The organism is Pseudomonas entomophila (assembly GCF_018417595.1).
In the GTDB taxonomy this organism is placed as follows: domain Bacteria; phylum Pseudomonadota; class Gammaproteobacteria; order Pseudomonadales; family Pseudomonadaceae; genus Aquipseudomonas; species Aquipseudomonas entomophila_C.
In genome coordinates, this window is sequence record NZ_CP070982.1 from 593,633 (window position 1) to 616,833 (window position 23,201).

Sequence of the window (23,201 nt, forward strand, 5' to 3'; positions counted from 1 at the left end):
TTAGAACTTGTAGCCGATGCCGACCATATAGACCCATGGGTCTACGTCCACGTCGACCTTGGTCTTGCCAACGCCCAGGGCGCTCGGGCCGTCGATGGTGGCTTTGGTGTCGATGTCGACGTACCAGACCGCGGCGTTGAACAGCAGGTTGTCGGTGATCATGTAGTCCATGCCCAGCTGGCCGGCGATACCGATCGAGTCCTGCAGCTTCATGTTGCTGAAACCCTGGGCCTTGCGGTTGCTGCTCAGGTCTTCATCGAAGAACAGGGTGTAGTTGATGCCCACGCCCGCATAAGGCTGGAACTTCGAAGTGGGTTCCATCGGGTAGTACTGCAGCGACAGGGTCGGTGGCAGTTGCTTGATGTCGGCCAGCTTGCCGTCCAGGCCGGCACCCAGGCCCTTCACGCCGACGGTGTGCTTGAACGGGGTGGCAGCCAGCAGTTCCAGGCCGATGTGGTCGGTGAGCATGTAGGCGAAGGCCAGGCCCAGTTGGGTGTCACTGTCCAGGGTCGCCTTGGTGCCCGAAACCTTTGCGCCATCGAGCTTGAGGTCGCCGCTGTTTTCGTTCGGCGCGGTGGTGATGGCGCCGGAGCGGAGGATGAAATCCCCCGCCTGGTGGGCGTGGGCAACGGGCGCTGCGAGCGCCAGCGCGACGAGCGAGGCACTGAGCAAGGACTTGTTCATGGAAGCTCCCAAAGGACGTGAGTAATCGAGTAGTCCAATGGTACGAAGCTGACTAAACAGAAAGTTTGACCCAGCTCAACGAAGCGGTTTCACGGGGTGGAACCCAGTCTCATTTCAGCTCGTAAGCGTAGATTTTCTCGGCTTCCATCTGGTAGCCCGCGTCGGCCAGCTCGCTGCTGGAAGCCTTGACTTGCATCGTGCCTTCGATCCAGTAGGGCTGGTAGAGGTCTTCGACGCGCACGCCCATCTCGCTGAAGATGTGCACGATCTGGTTCGACGGCGGCGGTGGTACGTGGATGCAGGCACCGTAGTAGGGGACCAGGAGGAATTCGGTGGTGCGGCCTTCGTCGTTGACTTCCAGGGGCACGATGTAGCCGGGAATCTTCACCGGCTGGCCGTTCAGCGCCTTGACCACCGGGGCGTTGGGCGCCTGCTGGCGGGCGGCGGGGGCGGCCTCGGCCGAGAGCGCGTCGCTGATCTGCGACAGGTCGTGCAGGGGCGTCAGTTGCGGCGGGATGACCGGTGCGCCTTCGGGGATCAGGGCCGGCCAGTCCAGTTCGCGGGGTTCGGCGGCCCAGAGCAAGGGCGTGAGCAGCAGCAGGGTCATGAGCAGGAAAAATTGCACTGCCTGTACTGGCCCTTTCGCGGGCTTGCCCGCGAAAAGGGCGATGAGGTTGTGGGTCATAAGGGGGCTCACAGATGGATCGACAGGCCATCGGCCAGCGACTGCCGATAGGCACGCCAGGCCGGCACGCTGCCCATCAGCAATGCCGCGCCAAGGATGACGCCCAGCAGCGTCCACTCGTGGACGCTTGGCCAGGCCAGCGGCAAGTAAAGCCCATAGTTGGCCTGCACATAACCCTGGGCCAGGGCGATTCCGGCATACAGCAGCCCCAGCCCAGCGGCAATGCCGGCCAGTGCCAGGGCCAGCGCCTCGAGCACCAGCAGCCCGGCGATATGCCAAGGCCGTGCGCCCACCGAGCGCAGGATGGCCATCTCCCGGCGGCGTTCGTTGAGGCTGGTGAGGATCGCCGTGAGCATGCCGATCAGCCCGGTCAGCACCACGAACAGCGACACCACGAACAACGCCTGCTCGGCGGTGCCCATCAAGCTCCACAGTTCCTGCAGGGCCACGCCGGGGAGGACCGCCAGCAGCGGCTCGCCGCGGTATTCGTTGATTTCGCGCTGCAGGCTGAAGGTGGCGATCTTGTTGTTCAGGCCGAGCATGAAGGCGGTGATGGCCGTGGGTTGCAGGTCCATGGTCCGTGCTTGTTCGGCATTGATGCGCCCGGCGCCGCGGGCCGGCACGCCGTTGTGCCAGTCGATGTGGATCGCTTCCATGCCGGCCAGGCTGATGTGCAGGGTACGGTCCACGGGCGTGCCGGTACGCTCGAGCACCCCGACCACGGTGAACGGTTTGTCGTCGTGCTTGACCAGGCTGATGGCGGCCACGCCATGGGCCAGCACCAGCTTGTCGCCGAGCTTGTAGTGCAGCGCTTCGGCGACTTCGGCCCCCAGCACCACTTCGAACGGGTCGTCGGCGAACGGGCGGCCCTGGCCCAGCGCCAGGTGTTGGCGCCGGCCGTACTGGTAGTGGCTGAAGTAGTCGCCGGTGGTGCCCATCACCCGGTAGCCGCGGTGCGAATCGCCCAGGGAGATGGGGATCGCCCATTTCACCCGTGGGTCCTTGGCATAGTGCTCGTAGCTGTCCCAGCGGATGTTGTTGGTGGCATTGCCGATGCGGAACACCGAATACAGCAGCAGGTTCACCGACCCCGAGCGCGCGCCGACGATCAGGTCGGTACCGCTGATGGTGCTGGCGAAGCTGGCGCGGGCTTCGGTACGTACTCGCTCGACGGCCAGCAGCAGGCACACCGACAAGGCGATGGCGAACGCGGTGAGCAGGGCGGTGAAGCGGCGGTTGGCCAGGCTGGCCAGGGCAAGGCGGAGCAGGTACATCAGGCCTCCCGGGGCTTGGCGGCGCGATTGAGCTCGGCCAGGGACAGGTGTCGGTCGAACAGCGGCGCCAGGCTCTGGTCATGGCTGACGAACAGCAGGCTGGACCCGGCCGCGCGGCATTCGTCGAACAGCAGGCGGATGAACGCCTCGCGGGTGTCGGCGTCGAGCGCGGAGGTGGGCTCGTCGGCGATCACCAGTTCCGGCTGGCCGATCAGCGCACGGGCCGCGGCCACCCGTTGCTGCTGGCCGATCGACAGGCTGTCGGCGCGGCGGGCGAGCAGGGCAGGGTCGTCCAGGCCCAGGTGCGCGAGCAACTGCGCGGCGGCCTGGTCGACGCTGCCATGGCGCTGCCTGGCGCGGTCGGCGCGGCTTTTCGAGAAGCGACAGGGCAGCTCGACGTTCTCGCGTACCGAGAGAAACGGCAGCAGGTTGAACTGCTGGAAGATGTAGCCAGTGTGGTCGACCCGGAAGCGATCGCGGGCGCCCTGGCCCAGCGCCGCGAGGTCCTGGCCGAGCAACTGGATACTGCCCTGGCCCGGGCGGTTCACACCGCCCAGCAGGCCGAGCAGGGTGGTCTTGCCGCTGCCGCTGGGGCCCTTGAGGAACAGCGCCTCGCCCGGTTCCAGGCGAAACGCCGGGATGTCCAGCAGCGGCGCCTGGCCGGGCCAGGCGAACACCAGGTCATGCAGGTCGATCAACGGCTGGCGCATTCAGAACACGACCACGGCCTTGGCGGGCGTCGCTTCCACGCCTTTCTGGCCGTTCGGGCCGATCAGTTGCACGGTGACTTTCTGGGTTTGCGGGAAGGTCTTGAACAGCGGCGCGAGGTCGATGCGGGTGAGCTTGTCGGGGTTGGCGCACGTCAGCTGGTAATGGGCTTCGATGTCGGCGTGCTGGTGACCTTGCGCCGGCTTGTCGCTGGCCTCGAACAGCGGGCTCTCCAGCTCCTGGTTCTCCTCGGTGCAGCCAGCGGCCTGGGCCAGGCCGAACAGCTTCAGCGGTTGTTCCAGCTGCTGGCGGGCGGCGGCTACCTTGGCTTTGTCTGCGTCGGTGCTGGCGACGTGCTCGAAGCCCACCAGGTTCATCGTCGGGCTGTCCAGCCCCAGTTCGAGGGTATTGCCGTCGAGCACCACGTTAAGCTTGGCCACGCCATGCTCGTGGGCACCGAGGGTGTCGTGGTCATGATCGTCGTGGGCATGGGCCACGGCCAGGGGAAGCAGGGCGAAGGGCAGGGCGAGCAGCAGACGACGCATGGACGGCTCCAGGGGCGGCTTGGAATGATTTAGTAATGTTATAACAACTTCTAATTGCCTCGCCAGCCTGCCTGGCACAGGTTTCATGTTCGTGGGAGCATGGCTGCATTCAAGCCCAGGATCGAGGAAGGCAGCGTGAGAATTCGTGGACAGATCGGTGACTGGCCGGTGGACTTGACCATCGAGCTGGCGCCTGAAGAGTGGGCGCAGCTTGGGCGTCGGCTGGAGATGCCTGCCGTGGTCGAGGCCGTTCAGGCCAGTACCGGCCCGGTGCCGCGCCAGGATGACGGGCAGTGGCTGGCCACGCGCGAGGTGCTGCGTGTAGCGAGGCAGATGAGTGGGCCGGAATTGCTGGAGCGCCTGGAAGGGTTGGCCGGCAGTGTGGCGGCGGGCAAGCGGCTGCTGGTGCGGTTGCGCCATAGCAGTGAGGTGAAGGTGGAAAGTGGCGTGGATGCGCCGGTGTATCACTGGGTGGGGTGATCGCGGTGTTGCTGCCATTCGCCAGCCTTGCTGGCGAATGGCGACGGGTGTCAGAACATCGCTGCTGAGAGCTTGCGACGGTACACGCCGACCAGCGGATGCTCGTTGCCCAGCAGCTCGAATACCTGTAGCAGGGCTTTCTGCGGCAAGCCATTCTCGTAACCGCGATTACGCTGGAACAGCTTCAGCAGCCCATCCAATGCCGCTTCATACTGCTGGCGCGCCAGTTGCTGGATGCACAGCTGGTAGGCCGCTTCGTCATCCTGCGGGTTTTGCGCCAGGCGGGTCTTGAGCTCGGCGGCCTCCGGCAGGCTGGCGGCCTGGCGCAGGAAGGTCAGCTGGGCCTTGGCGCCGGCCAGGGCGGCCTTGTGCTCGTCGGTCTTGACTGCGTCGAGCACCACTTGCGCCTCGCCCAGCTCGCCCCGTTCAGCCAGGCAACGGGCGTAGAGGATCAGCGCCTCGGCATTGCTGTTGTCTTCACCCAGCAGCACTTGCAGCAGGGCTTCGGCTTCGCTGAAACGGCTTTCGGCGAACAGCGCCTTGGCCTGCTCCAGCGGCGCGGCGGTGGGTGGCGCGGGCATCTGCACATGGGGTTCGAGCATGGCGCGGATGGCTGATTCCGGTTGGGCGCCGGCAAAACCGTCGACCGGCTGGCCGTCCTTGAACAGCACAACGGTCGGCAGGCTGCGGATGCCGAACTGGGCCACCACCTGCTGCTCGACGTCGCAGTTGATCTTGGCCAGCAGCAGCTCGCCCTGGTAGCCCTCGGCGATCTTCGCCAGCAGCGGCATCAACGCCTTGCAGGGCGCGCACCATTCGGCCCAGAAGTCCACCAGCACGGGCTTGTGAAAGGAGTTCTCGATGACCAGCTGCTGGAAGGTGGCATCTGTGGCATCGAAGATGTACGGCAGGCTTGTGTTACCAGGAGCTTGGCTCATCGTGACTCTCGCAAACGTGAATGCCCCACTATAAAGGCTCGCGGCTGGCATGGTACAGGCTGACCCGGCGGAATTCGTGCGGCTCGGCCAGGTCCGGCAGGGTCAGCGCTTGGAGAACGCCTAAATAGCGGTATAGCGGGTGGCTGAAGTCGCGCACGCGCGAGTCGGCCACCAGCGCCTGGCGGCCGCGGCTGAGGAAGGCGTCCAGCAGCGGCAGGTTGGCGCGGTCGTAGAGCACGTCGGCGACCAGGATCAGGTCGAAGCGGTCGGCTTCGGCGAAGAAGTCGCTGCTGTAGCCCAATTCGACCTGGTTCAGCGCGGCGTTGGCGCGGCAGGCGTCGAGGGCCAGCGGGTCGAGGTCGCAGGCCACCACTTCCAGGGCGCCGGCCCGGGCGGCGGCAATGCCCGCGATGCCGGAGCCCGCGCCGAAGTCCAGCACGCGCTTGCCCCGCACCCACTCCGGGTGTTCGGCAAGGTAACGGGCCATGGCCAGGCCGCTGGCCCAGCAGAAGCTCCAGTAGGGCGGCTCTTCCAGGATGCGCCGGGTTTCCTCGCTGCTGAAGGCGCGATCCATGTTCCGGTCGTCGATCAGCCAGAGTTTCAGGGCGCAGTCGGGCAGCTCGCTGACCACCAGGCGCGCTTCGCCGATCAGGCCACTCAGGGCCTGTTGCAGGGCTTGCGGGGCCATCCTACGGGGCCTTTTCGAAACGCAGCGGGCCGGTGGCCTGAGTTTCGGCCTGGGCAATACGCACGGGCGGCAGGTGCAGGATCAACTGGCCCGATTGGCTGGCGCGGCCACGCAACTCGACCCGACCACCGGCAGGAAATACTTCCGGGTTGAAGCGCAGGTGATAGGGCAGGGCCTGACCGGTGCCGGTCAGGGTGCTGCTGGCGAGCAGTTGCTGCGGGCGGCCACGCTCGTCGATGACCAGCAGGGCCAGTTCCACGTCGGCGCCGGCCGGGATTTCCAGCAGGGTGCCGCTCAGTTCGCGCTGGTAGGCCGGCAACGGCCCCAACGGCTGTGCTTTCTTGGCTATCTTGGCCGGTACGGGCGCGGGGGCTGGCTCGGACTTGGGCCGGTCGCTGCCGCAGGCGGCGAGCAGGGCGGCGCAGCACAGCACGATGAGTGCGCGATGGTGCATGGGGGAGTCCTTCACGGGCAGATTTGCATGGATGGTAAACCCTTTGGCTTGTCTTGCCAGTGCAATGCGCTACCATGGCCCTCCCTTTTTTTGTTGCCTGCCACCATGCACTGTCCGTTTTGCGGTGCCAACGACACCAAGGTCATCGACTCGCGTCTTGTCGCCGAGGGCGAGCAAGTGCGCCGCCGCCGCGAGTGCGTCGCCTGCGGCGAGCGCTTCACCACCTTCGAGACCGCCGAGCTGGTCCTGCCCCGGCTGATCAAGCAGGACGGCACGCGCCAGCCCTTCGACGAAGACAAGCTGCGCGCCGGCATGCAGCGGGCGCTGGAAAAGCGCCCGGTGAGCATCGAGCGCCTGGAAGCGGCGCTGGCGCACATCAAGAGCCGGCTGCGCGCCACCGGTGAGCGCGAGGTGAAGTCGCTGGTGGTGGGTGAAATGGTGATGGCCGAGCTGCGCAAGCTCGACGAAGTCGCCTACATCCGCTTCGCCTCGGTCTACCGGCGTTTCCAGGACCTCGACGAATTCCGCGAAGAAATCGACCGCCTGGCCCGCGAGCCGGCTAAAGAGTAAGCATGTCCAGCCAAGCCATCCTCGACGCCCACTACATGGCCCGGGCCGTGGAACTGGCCCGCAAGGGCCTCTACACGACCCACCCCAACCCACGCGTCGGTTGCGTGATCGTGCGCGATGGCGAGGTGGTCGGCGAAGGCTGGCATGTGCGTGCCGGCGAGCCCCATGCGGAAGTCCATGCCCTGCGCCAGGCCGGTGAGCGTGCCCGCGGCGCCTGCGCCTATGTCACGCTCGAACCGTGCAGCCACCATGGCCGCACGCCGCCGTGCGCCGAGGCGCTGGTCAAGGCGGGTGTGGCGCGAGTGGTGGCCGCCATGCAGGACCCCAACCCGCAAGTGGCCGGCAATGGCCTGCGGCGCCTGCGCGAGGCAGGCATCGAGGTCGCCAGTGGCGTGCTCGAAGCCGAGGCGCGGGCACTGAACCCCGGTTTCCTCAAACGCATGGAGCATGGCCTGCCGTTCGTCCGCGCCAAGCTGGCCATGAGCCTGGACGGCCGCACCGCCATGGCCAGCGGCGAGAGCCAGTGGATCACCGGCCCCGCCGCCCGCGCCGCGGTGCAGCGCCTGCGCGCCCGCTCCAGTGTGGTGTTGACCAGCGCCCAGAGCGTCTTGCAGGACAACGCCCGGATGACGGTGCGCGGCGAGGAGCTTGGGCTGGACAGCGAGCTCACCGCCCTGGCCCTGTCGCGCCCGCCGCTGCGGGTGTTGGTCGACGGTCGCCTGCGCCTGCCGTTGGAAGCACCCTTCTTCCAGGCCGGCCCGGCGCTGGTGGTCACTGCCGCGGGCGACGACCCACGCTACGCCGCCGCTGGCCATGAACTGCTCAACCTGCCGGGCGACGACGGCCAGGTCGACCTACCCGCGTTGCTGCGCCGCCTGGCCGAACGTGGCGTCAACGACATCCTGCTGGAGGCCGGCGCCGGCCTGGTCGGCGCGTTCGCCCGCCAAGGCCTGGTCGATGAGTTCCAGCTGTTCGTCGCCGGCACCTTCCTCGGCTCCGGGGCCCGCCCGCTGCTGGACTGGCCCTTGTCGAAAATGAGCGAGGCGCCACGGCTGAAAATCACCGAAATGCGCGCGGTCGGCGATGACTGGCGAGTCACTGCCATCCCCTTGCCGGCCCCCGGCGTATAATGCCTGGCCTGCCCCGCGCAGCCCGTATCTAGGAGAACACCATGTTCACCGGCATCATCGAATCCATCGGCACCATCCGCAGCATGACCCCCAAGGGCGGTGACGTGCGCGTCTACGTGGAAACCGGCAAGCTCGACCTGGGCGACGTCAAGCTGGGCGACAGCATCGCCGTCAACGGCGTGTGCCTGACCGCCGTCGAGCTGCCCGGCGACGGCTTCTGGGCCGACGTCAGCGTCGAAACACTGAAGCGTACCGCCATGGTCGACCTCAAGAGCGGCAGCCGGGTCAACCTGGAAAAGGCCCTGACACCGACTACCCGCCTGGGCGGCCACCTGGTCAGCGGCCATGTCGACGGCGTCGGCGAGATCGTCTCGCGCGCCGATAACGCCCGCGCCATCCAGTTCCGCGTGCGCGCCCCGAAAGAGCTGGCCAAGTACATCGCCCACAAGGGCTCGATCACCGTCGACGGCACCAGCCTGACGGTCAACGAAGTCGATGGCGCCGAGTTCGAGCTGACCATCGTCCCGCACACCCTGTCCGAAACCATCATGGCCGACTACCGCGCAGGGCGTCGGGTGAACCTTGAGGTCGACCTGCTGGCCCGTTACCTGGAGCGTCTGCTGCTGGGCGACAAGGCCGCCGAACCGAGCAAGGGCAGTGGCATCACCGAAAGCTTCCTGGCCGCCAACGGCTTCTTGAAATCCTGATTGAGAAGGGGGTGCCGCGTGGCGCTCAACAGCATCGAAGAACTGGTCGAAGACATCCGCCAGGGCAAAATGGTCATCCTCATGGATGACGAAGACCGCGAGAACGAAGGCGACATCATCATGGCAGCCGAGTGCTGCCTGCCCGAGCACATCAACTTCATGGCCAAGCACGCCCGTGGCCTGATCTGCATGCCGATGACCCGCGAGCGCTGCGAAACGCTCAAGCTGCCGCTGATGGCGCCGCGCAACGGTTCCGGCTTCGGCACCAAGTTCACCGTGTCGATCGAGGCCGCCGAAGGCGTGACCACCGGCATCTCTGCCGCCGATCGCGCCCGCACCGTGCAGGCCGCCGCCGCTAAAGACGCCAAGGCCGAGGACATCGTCAGCCCCGGTCACATTTTCCCGCTGATGGCCCAGCCGGGCGGCACCCTTGCCCGCGCCGGCCACACCGAGGCCGCCTGCGACCTGGCGCGCATGGCCGGTTTCGAGCCCAGCGGCGTGATCTGCGAAGTGATGAACGACGACGGCACCATGTCGCGCCGCGCCGAGCTGGAAGTGTTCGCCGCCGAGCACAACCTCAAGATCGGCACCATCGCCGACCTGATCCACTACCGCATGATCCACGAGCGCACCGTGCAGCGCGTCTCCGAGCAGCCGCTGGACAGCGAGCTGGGCCAGTTCAACCTGGTCACCTACCGCGACGCGGTGGAAGGCGACGTGCACATGGCCCTGACGCTGGGCAAGATCTGCGCCGACGAACCGACGCTGGTACGTGTGCACAACATGGACCCGCTGCGCGACCTGCTGATGGTCAAGCAACCGGGCCGCTGGAGCCTGCGCGCCGCCATGGCCGCCGTGGCCGAGGCCGGCAGCGGCGTGGTGCTGCTGCTGGGCCACCCGCTGGACGGTGACGTGCTGCTGGCGCACATCCGCGAGAGCGCGGGCGATGCGCAGCCCAAGGCGCCGACCACCTACAGCACCGTTGGTGCCGGTTCGCAGATCCTGCGCGACCTGGGTGTGCGCAAGATGCGCCTGATGAGTTCGCCAATGAAGTTCAATGCGATATCCGGATTCGATCTGGAAGTTGTAGAATACGTGCCCTCCGAGTGACTTGAGGCGGCCTGATCGCCCCTAGACTCGAGTCAAAACCCTCCCGAGGCCGCCACTGCGCGGCCTCGCTCTTGAAGATGAGAACTCCGGAATGACCCTGAAGACCATCGAAGGTACCTTCATCGCCCCCAAAGGTCGCTATGCTTTGGTGGTTGGCCGCTTCAACAGCTTCGTCGTCGAAAGCCTGGTTAGCGGCGCAGTCGATGCCCTGGTACGCCATGGCGTCAGCGAAAGCGACATCACCATCATCCGTGCCCCGGGCGCGTTCGAAATCCCGCTGGTGGCGCAGAAAGTCGCCCAGCAAGGCGCGTACGACGCGATCATCGCCCTGGGCGCAGTGATCCGTGGCGGTACCCCGCACTTCGAATACGTGGCGGGCGAGTGCACCAAGGGCCTGGCCCAGGTGTCCATGGAGTTCGGTGTTCCGGTGGCCTTCGGCGTACTGACCGTCGACTCCATCGAGCAAGCCATCGAGCGTTCCGGCACCAAGGCTGGCAACAAAGGTGCCGAAGCGGCCCTGTCCGCCCTGGAAATGGTCAGCCTGCTGGCGCAGTTGGAGGCCAAGTGATTAGCGACGAAAGCGATCGTTTCAACCCGCGCGATCCAAAACCTGCGGATGCCGGCAAGCCCTCGAAGAGTGCCAAGCGTCGCGAAGCCCGCAAGCTCGCCACGCAAGCCCTCTACCAGTGGCACATGGCCAAGCACTCGCTGAACGAAGTGGAAGCGCAGTTCCGGGTCGATAACGATTTCTCCGATGTCGACGGCGCCTACTTCCGCGAGATCCTGCACGGGGTCCCGGCGAAGAAGGTCGAAATCGACGAGGCACTGAAGCCCTGCCTGGATACGCCACTGGAAGAGCTCGACCCGGTCGAGCTGTCCGTGCTGCGCCTGTCCGCCTGGGAATTCATGATGCGTGCCGACGTACCATACCGCGTGGTGATCAACGAAGGTGTGGAACTGGCGAAAGTCTTCGGCGCCACCGACGGGCACAAGTTCGTCAACGGCGTGCTGGACAAGCTGGCTCCGCGTCTGCGTGAAGCGGAAGTCCGGGCGAACAAGCGCTGATCGCGGCGCTGTCGAGCCATGGGTGAGTTCGAGCTGATCAGCCACTACTTCGCTGCCGCGCCCTGTGCGCAGGGCGGCGAGGGCGTGGCCCTGGGTATCGGCGACGACTGCGCCCTGCTGGACCTTCCCGCTGGCGAACAGCTGGCGGTTTCCACCGACACGCTCGTGGCCGGTGTGCACTTCCCCGCAATCTGCGACCCCCTGCTGCTCGGCCAGCGCTCGCTTGCCGTGGCGGCCAGCGACCTGGCGGCCATGGGCGCCACGCCCATCGGCTTCACCCTCGCCCTCACGCTGCCCGAAGTCGGCCCCGACTGGCTCGCGGCCTATGCCGACGGCCTTGGTCGCATGGCCCAGCGTTGCAGTATGGCGCTGATCGGTGGCGACACCACCCGTGGCCCGTTGAGCCTCACCGTGACCGTGTTCGGCCGCGTGCCGGCGGGCCAGGCGTTGCGTCGCAGTGGCGCACGGCCGGGTGACCTGTTGTGCGTCGGTGGTTTTCTGGGTAACGCGGCGGGCGCCCTGCCGCTGGTGCTGGGCGAGCGCGAGGCGGCCGCCGATGTGGCCGCGCCGCTGCTGGCGCATTACTGGTCGCCGCTGCCGCAACTGCAACTGGGCGAGCGCCTGCGTGGCCTGGCCTCGGCGGCACTGGACATCTCCGACGGGCTGCTGGCCGACTGCGGGCATATTGCCAAGGCGTCCGGCGTGGCGCTGGAGGTGAACCTGGCGCAGGTTCCCGTGTCTGCTCCCTTGCAGGCGTTTCTTGGCCGTGAGGCGGCATTGCACGCGGCGCTCACCGGTGGCGACGACTACGTGCTGGCGTTCACCCTGCCGGAATGCGCGCTTTCATCCCTGGCCGACCAGGTGCACGTCATTGGCCGTGTGCTGGAGGGGCAGGGCGTGACCCTGCGTGACCCGCAGGGCCAGGACATCACCCCCGTGCAACGGGGCTATCAACATTTCAGGGAGTCACCGTGACCGACCACCCCAACCAGGTGCCTGCGGAGTTCGTTCCGCCTTCGGTCTGGCGCAACCCGTGGCACTTCATCGCGTTCGGCTTCGGCTCCGGCACCCTGCCCAAGGCCCCGGGTACCTGGGGGTCGCTGGTGGCGCTGCCGTTCATCCCGCTGTGGCAGATGCTGCCCGACTGGGGCTACTGGCTGCTGCTGGGCATCAGCATGCTGTTTGGTGTATGGCTGTGCGGCAAGGTGGCCAACGACTTGCGCGTCCACGACCACGAGGGCATTGTCTGGGACGAAATCGTCGGCATGTGGATCACCCTGTGGCTGGTGCCGGAGGGCTGGCAGTGGCTGCTGGCGGGGTTCCTGATGTTCCGTTTCTTCGACATCCTCAAGCCGTGGCCGATCCGTTGGATCGACCGCCATGTGCATGGCGGCTTCGGGATCATGCTCGACGATATCCTGGCCGGCGTGTTCGCCTGGCTGGGCATGCAGGTGCTGGTGTGGGCGGTGGCCTGAAACAGGGAGCGTTGTGATGGGGTTCAGGACTGTATTGCTGGCAGTGATGCTGCTTGTCGCGTGCTCCGGCGCCATGGCCCGGGAGGCGCCGACGCAGGTGCGCCTGGTCAGCGAGGAATGGCTCGACTACACCAACAAGGACGGCACCGGGCTGGCCTGGGACGTGATGCGCAAGGTGTTCGAGCCTGCTGGCGTCAAGCTCAAGCCGCAGAGCGCGCCGTACAGCCGTGCGGTGGGCTTGGTCAAGCGTGGCGAGGCGGATGCCTGGGTGGGCTCCTACAAGGAGGAGAACCCCAACAACCTCTACCCGCGCTGGCATTTCGACATGGACCATATCTACGCCCTGGGCCTGGCCAGCAAACCGTCGCCCACCCTCGACAACATCGGCCAGTTCCGCCTGGCCTGGGTGCGCGGCTACGACTACGGCAGCTACTTGCCTAATGCCAAGAACTTCCGCGAGATCCAGCGCCGTGAGGGCATCCTGCCGATGCTCGAGCATGACCGGGTGGATTTCTACATCGATGCCGAGACCGAGGTGAACTTCGTGCTCGGCCAGGCGCCCGACCCCAAGCAGTTCAAGCTCACCCATGTAGCCGAATTGCCGTTGTACCTGGCATTCGCCGACAGCGAACAGGGCAAGGCCCTGCGCGACCTGTTCGACCGGCGTATGGAGGTGCTGGTGCGCAGCGGCGAGCTGAAGCCGATCTTCGAGCGCTGGAAGCAGCCGTATCCGTTCACCAACGATAGCCAGCCTCATTGAGCACAGGGCGTGGGAGCGGGCGTTGCCAGGTTCGGCCGCAGCCCTATAAGCATCGAACTTTTCGATCTTAAGCCGCGATATTCAGCCTGCGCACCGGCGCCGGGCTGCTGATACAATCGGCCGATCTGAAATTGCCACTTTCCAGGAGCACAACGTGCCCGTCGTCTTTGTCGCCGCCTCCAAACTCCCGACTCCCTTTGCGATCTTCACCATGCATGGCTTCCTTGACGAAGCCACTGGCCGCGAGCACGTGGTGCTCAGCCTGGGTGACATCGCCGATGGCGAGCCGGTGCTGGGGCGCCTGCACTCCGAGTGCCTGACCGGCGATGCCCTGTTCAGCCAGCGCTGCGACTGCGGCTCGCAACTGGAGGCCGCGCTGCAGGCCATCGCCCGTGAGGGCCGTGGCGTGCTGCTGTACCTGCGCCAGGAAGGCCGTGGCATCGGCCTGCTGAACAAGATCCGCGCCTACGAGCTGCAGGACGGCGGCGCCGACACCGTCGAAGCCAACGAGCGCCTGGGCTTCGCCGCCGACCAGCGCGACTACGCCATGTGCCTGCCGATGCTCGAGCACCTGGGGGTGAAATCGCTGCGCCTGATGACCAACAACCCACGCAAGGTCAAGGCGCTGACCGACATGAGCATCAAGGTCGCCGAGCGTGTGCCGCTGCACACCGGCCACAACCCGCACAACCGCCTGTACCTGGCCACCAAGGCCGACAAGCTTGGCCACATGATGGGCAACAAGCACCAGGGCGAGGTGCCCCAGGCGTGACCCGCAACGAGGTGAAGCGCCGTCTGGCCCTGGCCTGGTGGCAGTACCTGGCCGTGGGCCTGGTGCCGTTGCCGGTGATGGCCTGGGCGTTCGGCGGTGGCGAGCCGTTGATCCCGGTGCTGGCCATGCCGTTGTTCATCGCCGGGGCCGCGACCATGTTTCTCAGCCTGCCGCGTTTTGGCACTTACAAGCGGGTATTGATCGCCACCGACAAGCAACTGGGCACGCCGGAAGAACCCGGCGCCTGGATCGAGCTGGCCCGGGTGCGGCGCCTGGCCATGCTGTTCGCCTGCTTCCCGGCCTGGGTCGCGGCGTTGTCGGTGCTGGTGGGGTTGGAGGCGGTGCCGCAGATCTTGCTGGCGCTGTCCACCGTGGTGATCCTGTACCTCTACCGCATTCCACGTCAGTTGGGCTGATGCGGGCACTGCTCGCCGGTATCGCGCTGCTGTGCTGCGGCACCGTGGCCGAGGCTGCGCCACGCGTGGTCAGCCTGGCGCCGTCGATGACCGAGATCGTCCTGGAGCTGGAGGCCGGCGACCTGCTGGTCGGCGTGCTCGATGGCGGCGAGCGTCCACAGGCGCTGGCCAGCCTTCCCTCCGTCGGTCGTCATGGCCAGCTGGATATGGAGCGCCTGCTCAGCCTAAAGCCCGACCTGCTGCTGCTCTGGCCCGGGAGCGTGGCGCCGGCCCAGCGTGACCAGCTCAGGCGCCTGGGCATCGCCACGTTCAGCGGCGAGCCCGGCGACCTCGACCAGTTGATCGAGCAGATCGAAACCATTGCCCAGCGCATTGGCCGTGACGAGCAAGGCCGTGCCTATGCCGCCAGCTTGCGCGAGCGGCTGCAAGGGCTGCGGGAACATTACCGGCGCGAAGTGCCCCTGCGGGTGTTCTACCAGGTCTGGGACAAGCCGCTGTACACCTTGGGTGGGCGTCAGGTGGTCAGTGATGCCTTGCGCGTCTGCGGGGCACGCAATGTGTTTGATGACCTGACCCAGCCTGCGCCGCAAGTCAGCGTGGAGTCGGTGCTGCTGCGCGACCCGGAAGTGATCCTGGCGGGTGATCAGGCGCAGCTGGCCAGTTGGCGCAACTGGCCGCAGCTGAGCGCCGTGAAAGGTGAGCGCTTGCTGGTGGTGCCGGACAAGGGGCTTGAGCGGCCCAGCGGGCAGATGATCGAGGCCACCGCCCGCTTGTGCGCATTGCTTGGGGCTAGAGTGCCGGCGTCCAGGTGACGCTCAGCAGCCAGGTGCGGCCTTCCTCGCGATAGCCGTACTGGCTGCCATCGAAGCTGTACAGAGCGCGGCTGTAAGCCTTGTCCAGCAGGTTGTCGAGCTTCAGTTCCAGCCGAACCTCGTCAGTTGCCGCCCAGCCTCCGCGCAAGCCAAGCAGGCCATAGCCGCCCAACGCATTGCGATTGGCCTCGTCATCGTAACTACCGCTCACCGCCTGCCAACTGCCCCCCACGCTGAAGCGTTCGAACTGTCGATCCAGGTCCAGGCTCAAGGTGCGTCGGGCGCGGCGGGCGAGGGTGTGCCCGGTGTCTCGGTCGCGTGGGTCGATCAGGGCCAGGCCCAGTTGACTGCGCCATTCGCCCCACTGCTGCTCAAGGCCCAGCTCGAAGCCGTTGATCCGGGCCGAGGCCACGTTGCGGGGGATGGAACCTGCGCCGAAGATGATCGCATCACGCAGGTCGGTGCGGTACAGCGAAGCCCCCAGGCGGCTTTCTTTGCTCAGTTGGCTGCGCCATTGCAGCTCGTAGCTTTTCGAGCGCTCGGGGTCGAGGTCCGGGTTGCTGTACTGCGGGTAGTAGAGGTCGTTGAACGTCGGTGCACGGAAACCTTCGCTGTAGGATAGCAGCACATCATTGTCGGTATTGACCGGTAGTGTGAGACTGCCGCTCCAGGTGGTCTGGCCGCCGAACTGCTGGTTCTGGTCGCGACGCACGCCCAGCTCGGTGGAGAAGTGTTCACCGGCAAATCGATGCTGGATGAACGCGGCGCGGTTGAAGCGGCTGTCCTCGGTGAAGTCGGTGCTGGCATGGACGCGATCCTGGTACCAGTCGGCACCCATCAGCAGGTTGTTGCGCTCATCCACGACAAAATCGTTCTGCCAGGTCACCTGGTCGCGATAGGTGTTGAACACGAAGCGCTCGTCACTGAGTTTGTCGCGTTTGTCATCGCGGTTCTCGCTGTGGCCCAGCTCCAGGCGCGAGTGCCAGGCATCGGTGAGCTGGGCATCGAGGTAGGTGCCCAGGCTACTGACCGCGAAATCGGTGTAGGGCTTCTGGCCGACGCTCTGGAAGGTGGCCATGTCGAAGCGGCCGAATGGGTTGTCGTACTCGCTGCGCCCGTGACTGTCGAGCAGGTTCAGGCCTGCCTCGAAACGCTCATTGAAGGTGTGGCCCAGGCTGAGGTTGAACGTGCGATTGCGATAGGCGTCATGGTCGTTATCGCTGGCGAACGAGGGCCCTGTCGAGTCGATGCCGGCCGTTTCGTCCAGGCTGGCGCCGAGGTTGAAGCGCGTTGCGCCATTGCCTCCGGACAGGCCGAGGCTGCGTTGCCAGGTCTGGTTGCTGCCGGCCGCCAGGCGCAGACGCGGTTGAAGACCCTGGCCATCGCCACGGCGGGTGAAGATCTGGATCACCCCGCCGATGGCGTCGCTGCCGTACACCGCCGAGCGCGAGCCGCGCAGCACTTCCACCCGCTCGATCTGGTCGACGTCGAGAAACTGCAGGCCGCTGTCGCCGGACGTGGCGTTGGCGATGCGCACACCGTCGACCAGCACCAGCGTCTGGGCGGCCTTGGTACCACGCACGAAGATGCCCGGCAGGCTGCCGCGACCACCGGTCGGCGCGACCTGCACGCCGGGCACCCGGGTGAGCAGGTCGGTGACGCTGGACGGTTGCAGGCGGTCGATGTCGCTGCGGGTAAAGACCGTGTTGGCGGCGCTGGTGGCGGTGCGCGATTCGACCTGGCGGCTGGCGCTGATCAGTACGTCGGGGAGCTTGAGCGCATCATCGCGGGAGGGGGCGGCGGCCAGTGCGGCGGCGGGGAGGCAGAGCAGGGGAAGGGCGTGGATCTTCATGGGCAGTTCCATTGCAATCGCGGGGCAAGCCTGCTCCCACGCGGCCTGTCAGGTCGTCGTGGGAGCGGGCTTGCCCCGCGATTGGGTCTTAAAGGCCGAGCTTGGCCATGCGGGCCTTGACCGAGGCTTCGATCCCGGCCGCATCCAGCCCGCACTCGGCCAGCATCTGCGCAGGCTTGGCATGCTCGACATAGATGTCCGGCAGGCCCAGGTGCAGCAGCGGCTTGACCACGCCCTCGCGGGCCAGGAACTCGCCCACGGCAGCGCCTGCGCCGCCCATGATGGCGTTCTCCTCGATGGTTACCAGCAGCTCGTGGCTGGCGGCCATCTCCAGCACCAGCGCCTCGTCCAGCGGTTTGACGAAACGCATGTCGACCACGGTGGCGTCGATCTGCTCGGCCACTTGCAGGGCTTCAGTCAATTGCACGCCGAACACCAGCAGGGCGACCTTGCCACCCTGGCGACGGACCACGCCCTTGCCGATTTCCAACGGCTCCAGGTCGCCACTGATCGGCGCATTCGGGCCGGTGCCGCGTGGGTAGCGCACGGCGGCCGGGCCTTTGTAGTGGTGGCCGGTGCTGAGCATCTTGCGCAGCTCGTTTTCGTCACTCGGGGTCATCACCAGCATGCCGGGGATGCAACGCAGGTACGACAGGTCGTAGGCGCCGGCATGGGTCGGGCCGTCCTCGCCGACCAGGCCGGCGCGGTCGATGGCGAACAGCACGTCGAGGTCCTGCACCGCCACGTCGTGGATCAGCTGGTCGTAGGCGCGCTGCAGGAAGGTGGAGTAGATCGCCACCACCGGCTTTGCGCCCTCGCAGGCCATGCCCGCGGCGAAGGTGACTGCGTGCTGTTCGGCGATGGCGACGTCGAAGTAGCGCTCGGGGTAGCGTTCGCTGAAGTCGACCAGGTCCGAGCCTTCCTTCATCGCCGGGGTGATGCCCACCAGGCGGTTGTCGGCGGCGGCCATGTCGCACAGCCACTGGCCGAACACGGCGGAGTATTTCGGGCCGCTCGGTTTTTTCGGTGTGACCGGTTTGTCGGCCGGCTCCAGCTTGGTGATGGCGTGGTAGCCGATCGGGTCGACCTCGGCTGGGGCGAAGCCCTTGCCTTTCTTGGTGACCACATGCAGGAACTGCGGGCCCTTGAGGTCGCGCATGTTGCGCAGCGTGGCGATCAACGTGGGCAGGTCGTGGCCGTCGATCGGGCCGATGTAGTTCCAGCCCAGCTCTTCGAACAGGGTGCCGGGTACCAGCATGCCCTTGGCGTATTCTTCGGTGCGGCGGGCGATCTCCCAGGCACCGGGCAGGCGCGACAGCACTTTCTTGCTGCCTTCGCGCATGCTCGCGTAGGTGCGGCTGGAGAGGATCTTGGCCAGGTAGTTCGACAGGCCGCCGACGTTGCGCGAGATCGACATGTCGTTGTCGTTGAGGATGACCAGCATGTTGGCATCCACTTCCTGCGCATGGTTCAGCGCCTCGAAGGCCATGCCGGCGGTCAGCGCGCCATCGCCGATCACGGCGATCGACTTGCGCGGGTCGTTCTGCAGGCGGGCGGCGATGGCCATCCCCAGGGCGGCGCTGATCGAGGTGCTGGAGTGGCCGACACCGAAGGTGTCGTACTCGCTCTCGCTGCGCCGCGGGAAGGCGGCGATGCCGTCCTTCTGGCGCAGGCTGAGCATGCGGTCGCGGCGGCCCGTCAGGATTTTGTGCGGGTAGGCCTGGTGGCCGACGTCCCACACCAGCCGGTCATCCGGGGTGTCGAAGACGTAGTGCAGGGCGATCGTCAGCTCGATGACGCCCAGGCCCGCGCCGAAATGCCCACCGGTCTGCCCCACGGTATAGAGCAGGTCCTGGCGCAGTTCGTCGGCCAGGGTCTCCAGGTCGGCTTCGGCCAGGCGGCGCAGGCCGGCGGGCGTGTCGGCGCGGTCCAGCAACGGCGTGACCGGGCGTTCGCGGGGGATCTCTTGAAACGTCGTGGGCATCAGGCGTGTCGTTATAGGTGTGAAGACGCGGCAGTTTACCCCATTGTGGGAAAAGCTGCCCATTCGGACGGGTGTGGCGAAGGTACTGGCTTACCTGTGGGAGCAGGCTTGCCCGCGAACACCGGCAGAGCCGGTGCCATGCACCGAGTCGCTTGCTTCGCGGGCAAGCCCGCTCCCACAGGTCAGGTGTTGTCGGGTCTTAATGGCGGCGTTCGACGATATAGCGGGCCAGGGCCCGCAGCGGCTCGGCATTCTCGCCAAAGCCTTGCAGCGCCGCCAGTGCCTGGTCGCGCAGTTCCAGGGCATAGCCCTTGGCCGTTTCCAGCCCAAGCAACGCCGGGTAGGTTGGTTTGTCGCGGGCGATGTCGGCGCCCTGGCGTTTGCCCAGGGTGGCGGTGTCGCTCTCCACGTCGAGGATATCGTCCTGCACCTGGAACGCCAGGCCGATGGCCTGTGCATAGACCTGCAGGGCATCGAGCTGGGCCGGCTCGGCGCGGGCGCTGGCCAGGGCGCCAAGGCGCACGCTGGCTTCGATCAGCGCGCCGGTCTTGTGCCGGTGCATGTATTCCAGGGCTTGTTGGTCGAGCTTGACGCCCACCGAACCCAGGTCGATGGCCTGGCCGCCGACCATGCCGGCGGGGCCGGCGGCCTTGGCCAGGGCCTGGACCATCTGCAGGCGGATACCGTCGGCTTGCGAACTCAGGCGCGGGTCGAGCAGGGCACTGAAGGCCAGGCTCTGCAAGCCGTCGCCGGCAAGGATGGCGCAAGCTTCGTCGAAGGCTTTGTGGGTGGTCGGCTGGCCACGGCGCAGGTCATCGTCGTCCATGGCCGGCAGGTCGTCGTGGACCAGCGAGTAGGCGTGGATCAGTTCCACCGCGCAGGCGGCGCCGTTGGCCTGTTCGGCCGGGGCGCCCAGCGCTTCGCAGGCAGCGTAGGCCAGCAGCGGGCGCACACGCTTGCCGCCGTTCATCACGCTGTAGCGCATGGCGGCGTAAAGGCGTTCGAGTTCTTTCGACGGGGCCTGGAACAGCGGTTCGAGGGCAGCGTCGACCCGCGCCTGGGCGCTTTGCTGGTACTGGGCGATCATGCCTCGGGCTCCGCGTCGAACGGCTGGGCGGCCAGTTCGCCGTCGCGTTCCAGCAGGATCTGCACCTTCTGCTCGGCCTGGGCCAGGGCGCCCTGGCAATCGCGGGTCAGGGCGATGCCTTGCTCGAAGGCGGCCAGCGACTCTTCCAGCGACAACTCGCCGTTCTCCAGGCGCTCGACCAGGGCTTGCAGGTCGGCGAGGGACTGTTCGAAATCGATGGAGGCTTTTTTGCGGGCCATGGCGACGGTCTCGGTGGTGTTCAGAACGGCGCGACACTAGCAGAGCGGGGCAGGGGGAGCAAATTGCCCGGGCCTATCGTTCGTCGCATTTTGTTGCACTTGCCTGTAGCGAACCCTCTTGCATTCTGTGCGATAGCCGCATTGTGAGGGGGCAGGCCCTCTGCCATAATCCGCGCGCTCTGGCCTGCGGGTCAGCGGCCCTCCCTTCTTGATGTCACGTAACGGACTACGTTGTGAGCTTCCTTTCGATCGAATTCGGCCTCTGTTTCACGCTGTTCTTCATGCTTTATTGGTGCCTGTGCTGGAGCGTGCGGTTGCAGAACCTGCTGCTGCTGGCGGCGAGTTATGGCCTGGTGGCGAGTTTCAGCCTGCAATCGCTGTACATCCTGCTGGGCTACAGCACGCTGGTGTACCTGCTCGGGTTGTTGGCGGGGCGCCACCCCGGGCGCGGGTTCAATGGCGTCTTGCTGCTGACCCTGGTGCTGGGCTGCTTCTACCTGTTCAAGTACCAGGAGTTCTTCGTCGGCGGGATCCAGGGCGCGCTGGCCAGTGCTGGGTTCGAGGTGTCGCTGCCGCTGCTGGAAGTGCTGGTGCCGATTGGTCTGTCGTTCTATGCCTTCCATTCAGTCAGCTACCTGGTGTCGATCAGCCGTCGCGAGCTGGCGCCCGCCGCGCCGCTGGACCTGGCCCTGTACCTGGCGTTCTTCCCAAGCCTGGTGGCCGGCCCGGTCAACCGCGCCCTGCACATGCTGCCGCAGATCCGCCCGCAGGTCATGCGCCAGGTGCTGGAGCCGCAGCGCGCCCTGGGGCTGATCGCCATGGCGGTGGTCAAGTTGTTCTTCCTCAGTGCCTGGCTGGGCAGCGAATGGGTCGACCCGGTGTTCGACACGCCCGGCAGCGCCACGCCCGAGCAGGTGCTGCTGAGCGTCTATGGCTACAGCTTCCTGATCTACTTCAACTTCAGCGGCTATACCAACCTGGTGACCGGTATCGCCCTGTTGCTGGGCTTCCGCCTGCCGGACAACTTCGACGCACCCTATGCCGCGCGCAACCTCAAGGAGTTCTGGGGGCGCTGGCACATCAGTCTGTCGCGCTTCATCCGTGACTACGTCTACATCCCGCTGGGCGGCAACCGCAAGGGCGTGTGGCGCGGCAACCTGAACATGCTGCTGGCGATGCTGGTGTCCGGTCTGTGGCATGGGGCGAGCGTGAATTTCATCATCTGGGGCGCGCTGCATGGCGTGGGCCTGGCCATCTCCAAGCTGTTCAATCAATTGCTGCCGGGCTTCGAGCGTTTGCCCGGCGCCGATCTGCTGGCGCGCTTGATGACTTTCCACTACGTGGCGTTCGCCTGGATCTTCTTCCGCAGCCCTACGTTGGACGGCGCGGTCGAGATGCTCGGTGACATCACACAGCTGAGCCTGGCTGGCCTGAACAGTGCCACCGGCGTGATGCTGTTGGCCTGCGTGCTGTTCGTGGCTTGCTATCCGTTGTTGCTGGTGCTGTTGCGTCAGAGCGGCGCTGTATTCCAGCGCTTGCCGTGGCAGCTGTACCCGATCCCGCTCGGGGTTGGTGTGTCGCTGGTGATTTTTGCTTCGCAGTCGGGCGTGCCGGGGTTCATCTATGCAAGCTTCTGATAGCCGTCAGTTGTTCCAGGTACAGATGGGCGCCGCTCGCGCGCTGTATGCGATCGTGGTCACCACCGTGCTGTTGTTCTGGCTGAACCAGGACTCGATCAAGCTCTATTGCCAGCAGAAGTACCACGAGAGTTGCGAGATCCCGCTGCTGGGGCAGATGCCGGCCTGGCGTTTCGGGGCCCAGTTGACCCTGGCGCTGGAAGAGCAACGTGACCGCCTGATCGAACAATGGCAGCCGGCCGAGCAGGTGGCCGAGGCCCCCGCTGCCGAGGTATTGCCTGAATCGGTGCCGGTAGTGACGGTCAATCTGGAGACCCCGGCGGCCTTGGCCAAGCCGTTGCCGCCTGCGGTCGCCCACCTGCCCGCGCACAACACTCCAGCGCCAGTGCATACCCCGGCACCTGTCCCGGTCGCGCAGCCGGTGGTTGCCGCGCCGGCACCTGTGCCGACCGTGTTGCAGCCTGGCAAGGTCGCGGCCCTGGCCGCAGGCGACGATGTGTTCCTCGTGGGTGATTCGCTGATGCAGGGCGTGGCGCCGCACCTGGCCAACACCCTGCGCAAGCGCTACCAGATCCGCACTGTCAACCTCAGCAAGCAGAGCACTGGGCTGGCCTATCCCGGCTTCTTCAATTGGCCCAGGACCGTGGCCGAGACCCTCGACCATGAGCCGAACATCCGCCTGATGGTGGTGTTCCTTGGCCCCAACGACCCCTGGGACATGCCCCAGGGCAAGGGCAAGCCGTTCCTGCGCTTCAAGTCGCCGGAGTGGGAGGTCGCCTACCGTGCCCGTATCGACGCGATCCTCGAACAGGCCCGCGCGCACAATGTGCAGGTGCTGTGGGTCGGCCCGCCTAATATGGAGAAGGCGCGGCTGTCCACGGCCATGAATTACCTCAGCGGGCTGTATCAGGAGCAGACCGCGCTGTTCGGCCAGCACTATGTATCGGCCAACCCGATCCTTGGCTATACCGACGATAGTTTCTCGTACACGGTGCGGACGTCGGAGGGCAAGCGGGTCAAGGTGCGGGTCGACGACGGCATTCATTTCACCATCACAGGCCAGAAGATGATCGCCGAACAGGTGTTGTCGCTGATCAGCTTCCCGGGCCTGACCGTTACAGGACATTGA

Annotated in this window: 27 protein-coding genes; 15 read left to right on the forward strand and 12 right to left on the reverse strand. The window is 66.2% G+C overall.

The genetic code is table 11. The features are described from left to right. The 5 genes from JYG34_RS02650 to JYG34_RS02670 all read right to left on the reverse strand — a co-directional run bounded on the left by JYG34_RS02650 (position 1) and on the right by JYG34_RS02670 (position 3,896). Positions 1–684 carry an OmpW/AlkL family protein gene (locus JYG34_RS02650; protein ID WP_011531955.1) on the reverse strand — a complete coding sequence of 228 codons (684 nt, stop codon included), beginning with the start codon at positions 682–684 and terminating at the stop codon, positions 1–3. A 109-nt stretch (positions 685–793) separates the two neighbouring features. Further along, positions 794–1,291 (reverse strand): DUF3299 domain-containing protein, encoded by a 498-nt coding sequence (locus tag JYG34_RS02655; RefSeq protein ID WP_213659362.1) that lies wholly within the window; start codon positions 1,289–1,291, stop codon positions 794–796. An 86-nt stretch (positions 1,292–1,377) separates the two neighbouring features. Next, complete coding sequence (locus tag JYG34_RS02660; RefSeq protein ID WP_213659363.1) at positions 1,378–2,643, reverse strand: ABC transporter permease; 1,266 nt, start codon at positions 2,641–2,643, stop codon at positions 1,378–1,380. Beyond that, positions 2,643–3,353 (reverse strand): ABC transporter ATP-binding protein, encoded by a 711-nt coding sequence (locus JYG34_RS02665; RefSeq protein WP_213659364.1) that lies wholly within the window; start codon positions 3,351–3,353, stop codon positions 2,643–2,645. Before JYG34_RS02665 ends, JYG34_RS02660 begins: the two co-directional genes overlap by 1 nt. Then, positions 3,354–3,896: a DUF2796 domain-containing protein gene (locus JYG34_RS02670; RefSeq protein ID WP_213659365.1), complete on the reverse strand. Its 543-nt coding sequence runs from the start codon at positions 3,894–3,896 to the stop codon at positions 3,354–3,356. Between the two features lie 135 nt (positions 3,897–4,031). On the opposite strand from JYG34_RS02670, the gene JYG34_RS02675 reads away from it, so the two are divergent. After that, a complete protein-coding gene (locus tag JYG34_RS02675) occupies positions 4,032–4,376 on the forward strand; it encodes a hypothetical protein (protein WP_213659366.1) in 345 nt (114 codons plus the stop codon). 50 nt (positions 4,377–4,426) lie between these two features. Here JYG34_RS02675 and trxA read toward each other — a convergent pair whose 3' ends face one another. The 3 genes from trxA to JYG34_RS02690 are packed head-to-tail and all read right to left on the reverse strand — an operon-like array spanning position 4,427 to position 6,456. Then, positions 4,427–5,314 carry a thioredoxin gene (gene trxA / locus JYG34_RS02680; RefSeq protein ID WP_213659367.1) on the reverse strand — a complete coding sequence of 296 codons (888 nt, stop codon included), beginning with the start codon at positions 5,312–5,314 and terminating at the stop codon, positions 4,427–4,429. Between the two features lie 28 nt (positions 5,315–5,342). Beyond that, the gene (locus JYG34_RS02685; RefSeq protein ID WP_213659368.1) at positions 5,343–6,002 is read right to left on the reverse strand and encodes a class I SAM-dependent methyltransferase; all 660 of its coding nucleotides are present in this window, start codon (positions 6,000–6,002) and stop codon (positions 5,343–5,345) included. A 1-nt stretch (position 6,003) separates the two neighbouring features. Further along, complete coding sequence (locus JYG34_RS02690; protein WP_213659369.1) at positions 6,004–6,456, reverse strand: YbaY family lipoprotein; 453 nt, start codon at positions 6,454–6,456, stop codon at positions 6,004–6,006. 105 nt (positions 6,457–6,561) lie between these two features. Between JYG34_RS02690 and nrdR the strand changes: the two genes are divergently transcribed. From nrdR to JYG34_RS02750, 12 genes are all read left to right on the forward strand, one after another. Further along, complete coding sequence (gene nrdR, locus JYG34_RS02695; RefSeq protein WP_011531964.1) at positions 6,562–7,026, forward strand: transcriptional regulator NrdR; 465 nt, start codon at positions 6,562–6,564, stop codon at positions 7,024–7,026. Positions 7,027–7,028: 2 nt separating this feature from the next. Continuing rightward, positions 7,029–8,156, forward strand: coding sequence for a bifunctional diaminohydroxyphosphoribosylaminopyrimidine deaminase/5-amino-6-(5-phosphoribosylamino)uracil reductase RibD (ribD, locus tag JYG34_RS02700; RefSeq protein WP_213659370.1), 1,128 nt, complete (start codon positions 7,029–7,031; stop codon positions 8,154–8,156). A 41-nt stretch (positions 8,157–8,197) separates the two neighbouring features. After that, entirely contained in the window at positions 8,198–8,863 is a 666-nt protein-coding gene (locus JYG34_RS02705) for a riboflavin synthase (protein WP_011531966.1), read from the forward strand. An 18-nt stretch (positions 8,864–8,881) separates the two neighbouring features. After that, positions 8,882–9,973 carry a bifunctional 3,4-dihydroxy-2-butanone-4-phosphate synthase/GTP cyclohydrolase II gene (ribBA, locus tag JYG34_RS02710; RefSeq protein ID WP_011531967.1) on the forward strand — a complete coding sequence of 364 codons (1,092 nt, stop codon included), beginning with the start codon at positions 8,882–8,884 and terminating at the stop codon, positions 9,971–9,973. 91 nt (positions 9,974–10,064) lie between these two features. After that, entirely contained in the window at positions 10,065–10,541 is a 477-nt protein-coding gene (ribH, locus tag JYG34_RS02715) for a 6,7-dimethyl-8-ribityllumazine synthase (RefSeq protein WP_003255395.1), read from the forward strand. After that, positions 10,538–11,038 carry a transcription antitermination factor NusB gene (gene nusB, locus JYG34_RS02720; RefSeq protein ID WP_011531968.1) on the forward strand — a complete coding sequence of 167 codons (501 nt, stop codon included), beginning with the start codon at positions 10,538–10,540 and terminating at the stop codon, positions 11,036–11,038. Before ribH ends, nusB begins: the two co-directional genes overlap by 4 nt. 18 nt (positions 11,039–11,056) lie before the next feature. Further along, positions 11,057–12,013: a thiamine-phosphate kinase gene (thiL, locus tag JYG34_RS02725; protein ID WP_213659371.1), complete on the forward strand. Its 957-nt coding sequence runs from the start codon at positions 11,057–11,059 to the stop codon at positions 12,011–12,013. Next, on the forward strand, positions 12,010–12,513 hold the full coding sequence (locus JYG34_RS02730; protein WP_011531970.1) for a phosphatidylglycerophosphatase A family protein: 504 nt from the start codon (positions 12,010–12,012) through the stop codon (positions 12,511–12,513). Before thiL ends, JYG34_RS02730 begins: the two co-directional genes overlap by 4 nt. 16 nt (positions 12,514–12,529) lie before the next feature. Further along, entirely contained in the window at positions 12,530–13,273 is a 744-nt protein-coding gene (locus tag JYG34_RS02735) for a substrate-binding periplasmic protein (protein ID WP_213659372.1), read from the forward strand. Between the two features lie 154 nt (positions 13,274–13,427). Continuing rightward, positions 13,428–14,045, forward strand: coding sequence for a GTP cyclohydrolase II (gene ribA / locus JYG34_RS02740; protein WP_011531972.1), 618 nt, complete (start codon positions 13,428–13,430; stop codon positions 14,043–14,045). Beyond that, positions 14,042–14,461, forward strand: coding sequence for an MFS transporter (locus JYG34_RS02745; RefSeq protein WP_213659373.1), 420 nt, complete (start codon positions 14,042–14,044; stop codon positions 14,459–14,461). The genes ribA and JYG34_RS02745 overlap by 4 nt, the downstream gene beginning before the upstream one ends. After that, the gene (locus JYG34_RS02750) at positions 14,461–15,273 is read left to right on the forward strand and encodes a cobalamin-binding protein (RefSeq protein WP_213659374.1); all 813 of its coding nucleotides are present in this window, start codon (positions 14,461–14,463) and stop codon (positions 15,271–15,273) included. Before JYG34_RS02745 ends, JYG34_RS02750 begins: the two co-directional genes overlap by 1 nt. On the opposite strand, the gene JYG34_RS02755 is transcribed toward JYG34_RS02750, so the two are convergent. The 4 genes from JYG34_RS02755 to JYG34_RS02770 all read right to left on the reverse strand — a co-directional run bounded on the left by JYG34_RS02755 (position 15,251) and on the right by JYG34_RS02770 (position 20,435). Beyond that, positions 15,251–17,137 (reverse strand): TonB-dependent receptor domain-containing protein, encoded by a 1,887-nt coding sequence (locus JYG34_RS02755; protein ID WP_213659375.1) that lies wholly within the window; start codon positions 17,135–17,137, stop codon positions 15,251–15,253. The two genes, JYG34_RS02750 and JYG34_RS02755, sit on opposite strands and share 23 nt — an antisense overlap. Positions 17,138–17,213: 76 nt before the next feature. After that, positions 17,214–19,109, reverse strand: coding sequence for a 1-deoxy-D-xylulose-5-phosphate synthase (dxs, locus tag JYG34_RS02760; protein WP_213659376.1), 1,896 nt, complete (start codon positions 19,107–19,109; stop codon positions 17,214–17,216). Positions 19,110–19,308: 199 nt separating this feature from the next. Beyond that, complete coding sequence (gene ispA, locus JYG34_RS02765) at positions 19,309–20,196, reverse strand: (2E,6E)-farnesyl diphosphate synthase (protein ID WP_213659377.1); 888 nt, start codon at positions 20,194–20,196, stop codon at positions 19,309–19,311. After that, entirely contained in the window at positions 20,193–20,435 is a 243-nt protein-coding gene (locus tag JYG34_RS02770) for an exodeoxyribonuclease VII small subunit (protein WP_011531978.1), read from the reverse strand. The genes ispA and JYG34_RS02770 overlap by 4 nt, the downstream gene beginning before the upstream one ends. Before the next feature lie 233 nt (positions 20,436–20,668). Here JYG34_RS02770 and JYG34_RS02775 point away from each other — a divergent pair, with 233 nt between their 5' ends. Both JYG34_RS02775 and JYG34_RS02780 read left to right on the forward strand, forming a co-directional pair. Further along, positions 20,669–22,072 (forward strand): MBOAT family O-acyltransferase, encoded by a 1,404-nt coding sequence (locus JYG34_RS02775; RefSeq protein WP_213659378.1) that lies wholly within the window; start codon positions 20,669–20,671, stop codon positions 22,070–22,072. After that, on the forward strand, positions 22,059–23,201 hold the full coding sequence (locus JYG34_RS02780) for an SGNH/GDSL hydrolase family protein (protein WP_249746208.1): 1,143 nt from the start codon (positions 22,059–22,061) through the stop codon (positions 23,199–23,201). The genes JYG34_RS02775 and JYG34_RS02780 overlap by 14 nt, the downstream gene beginning before the upstream one ends.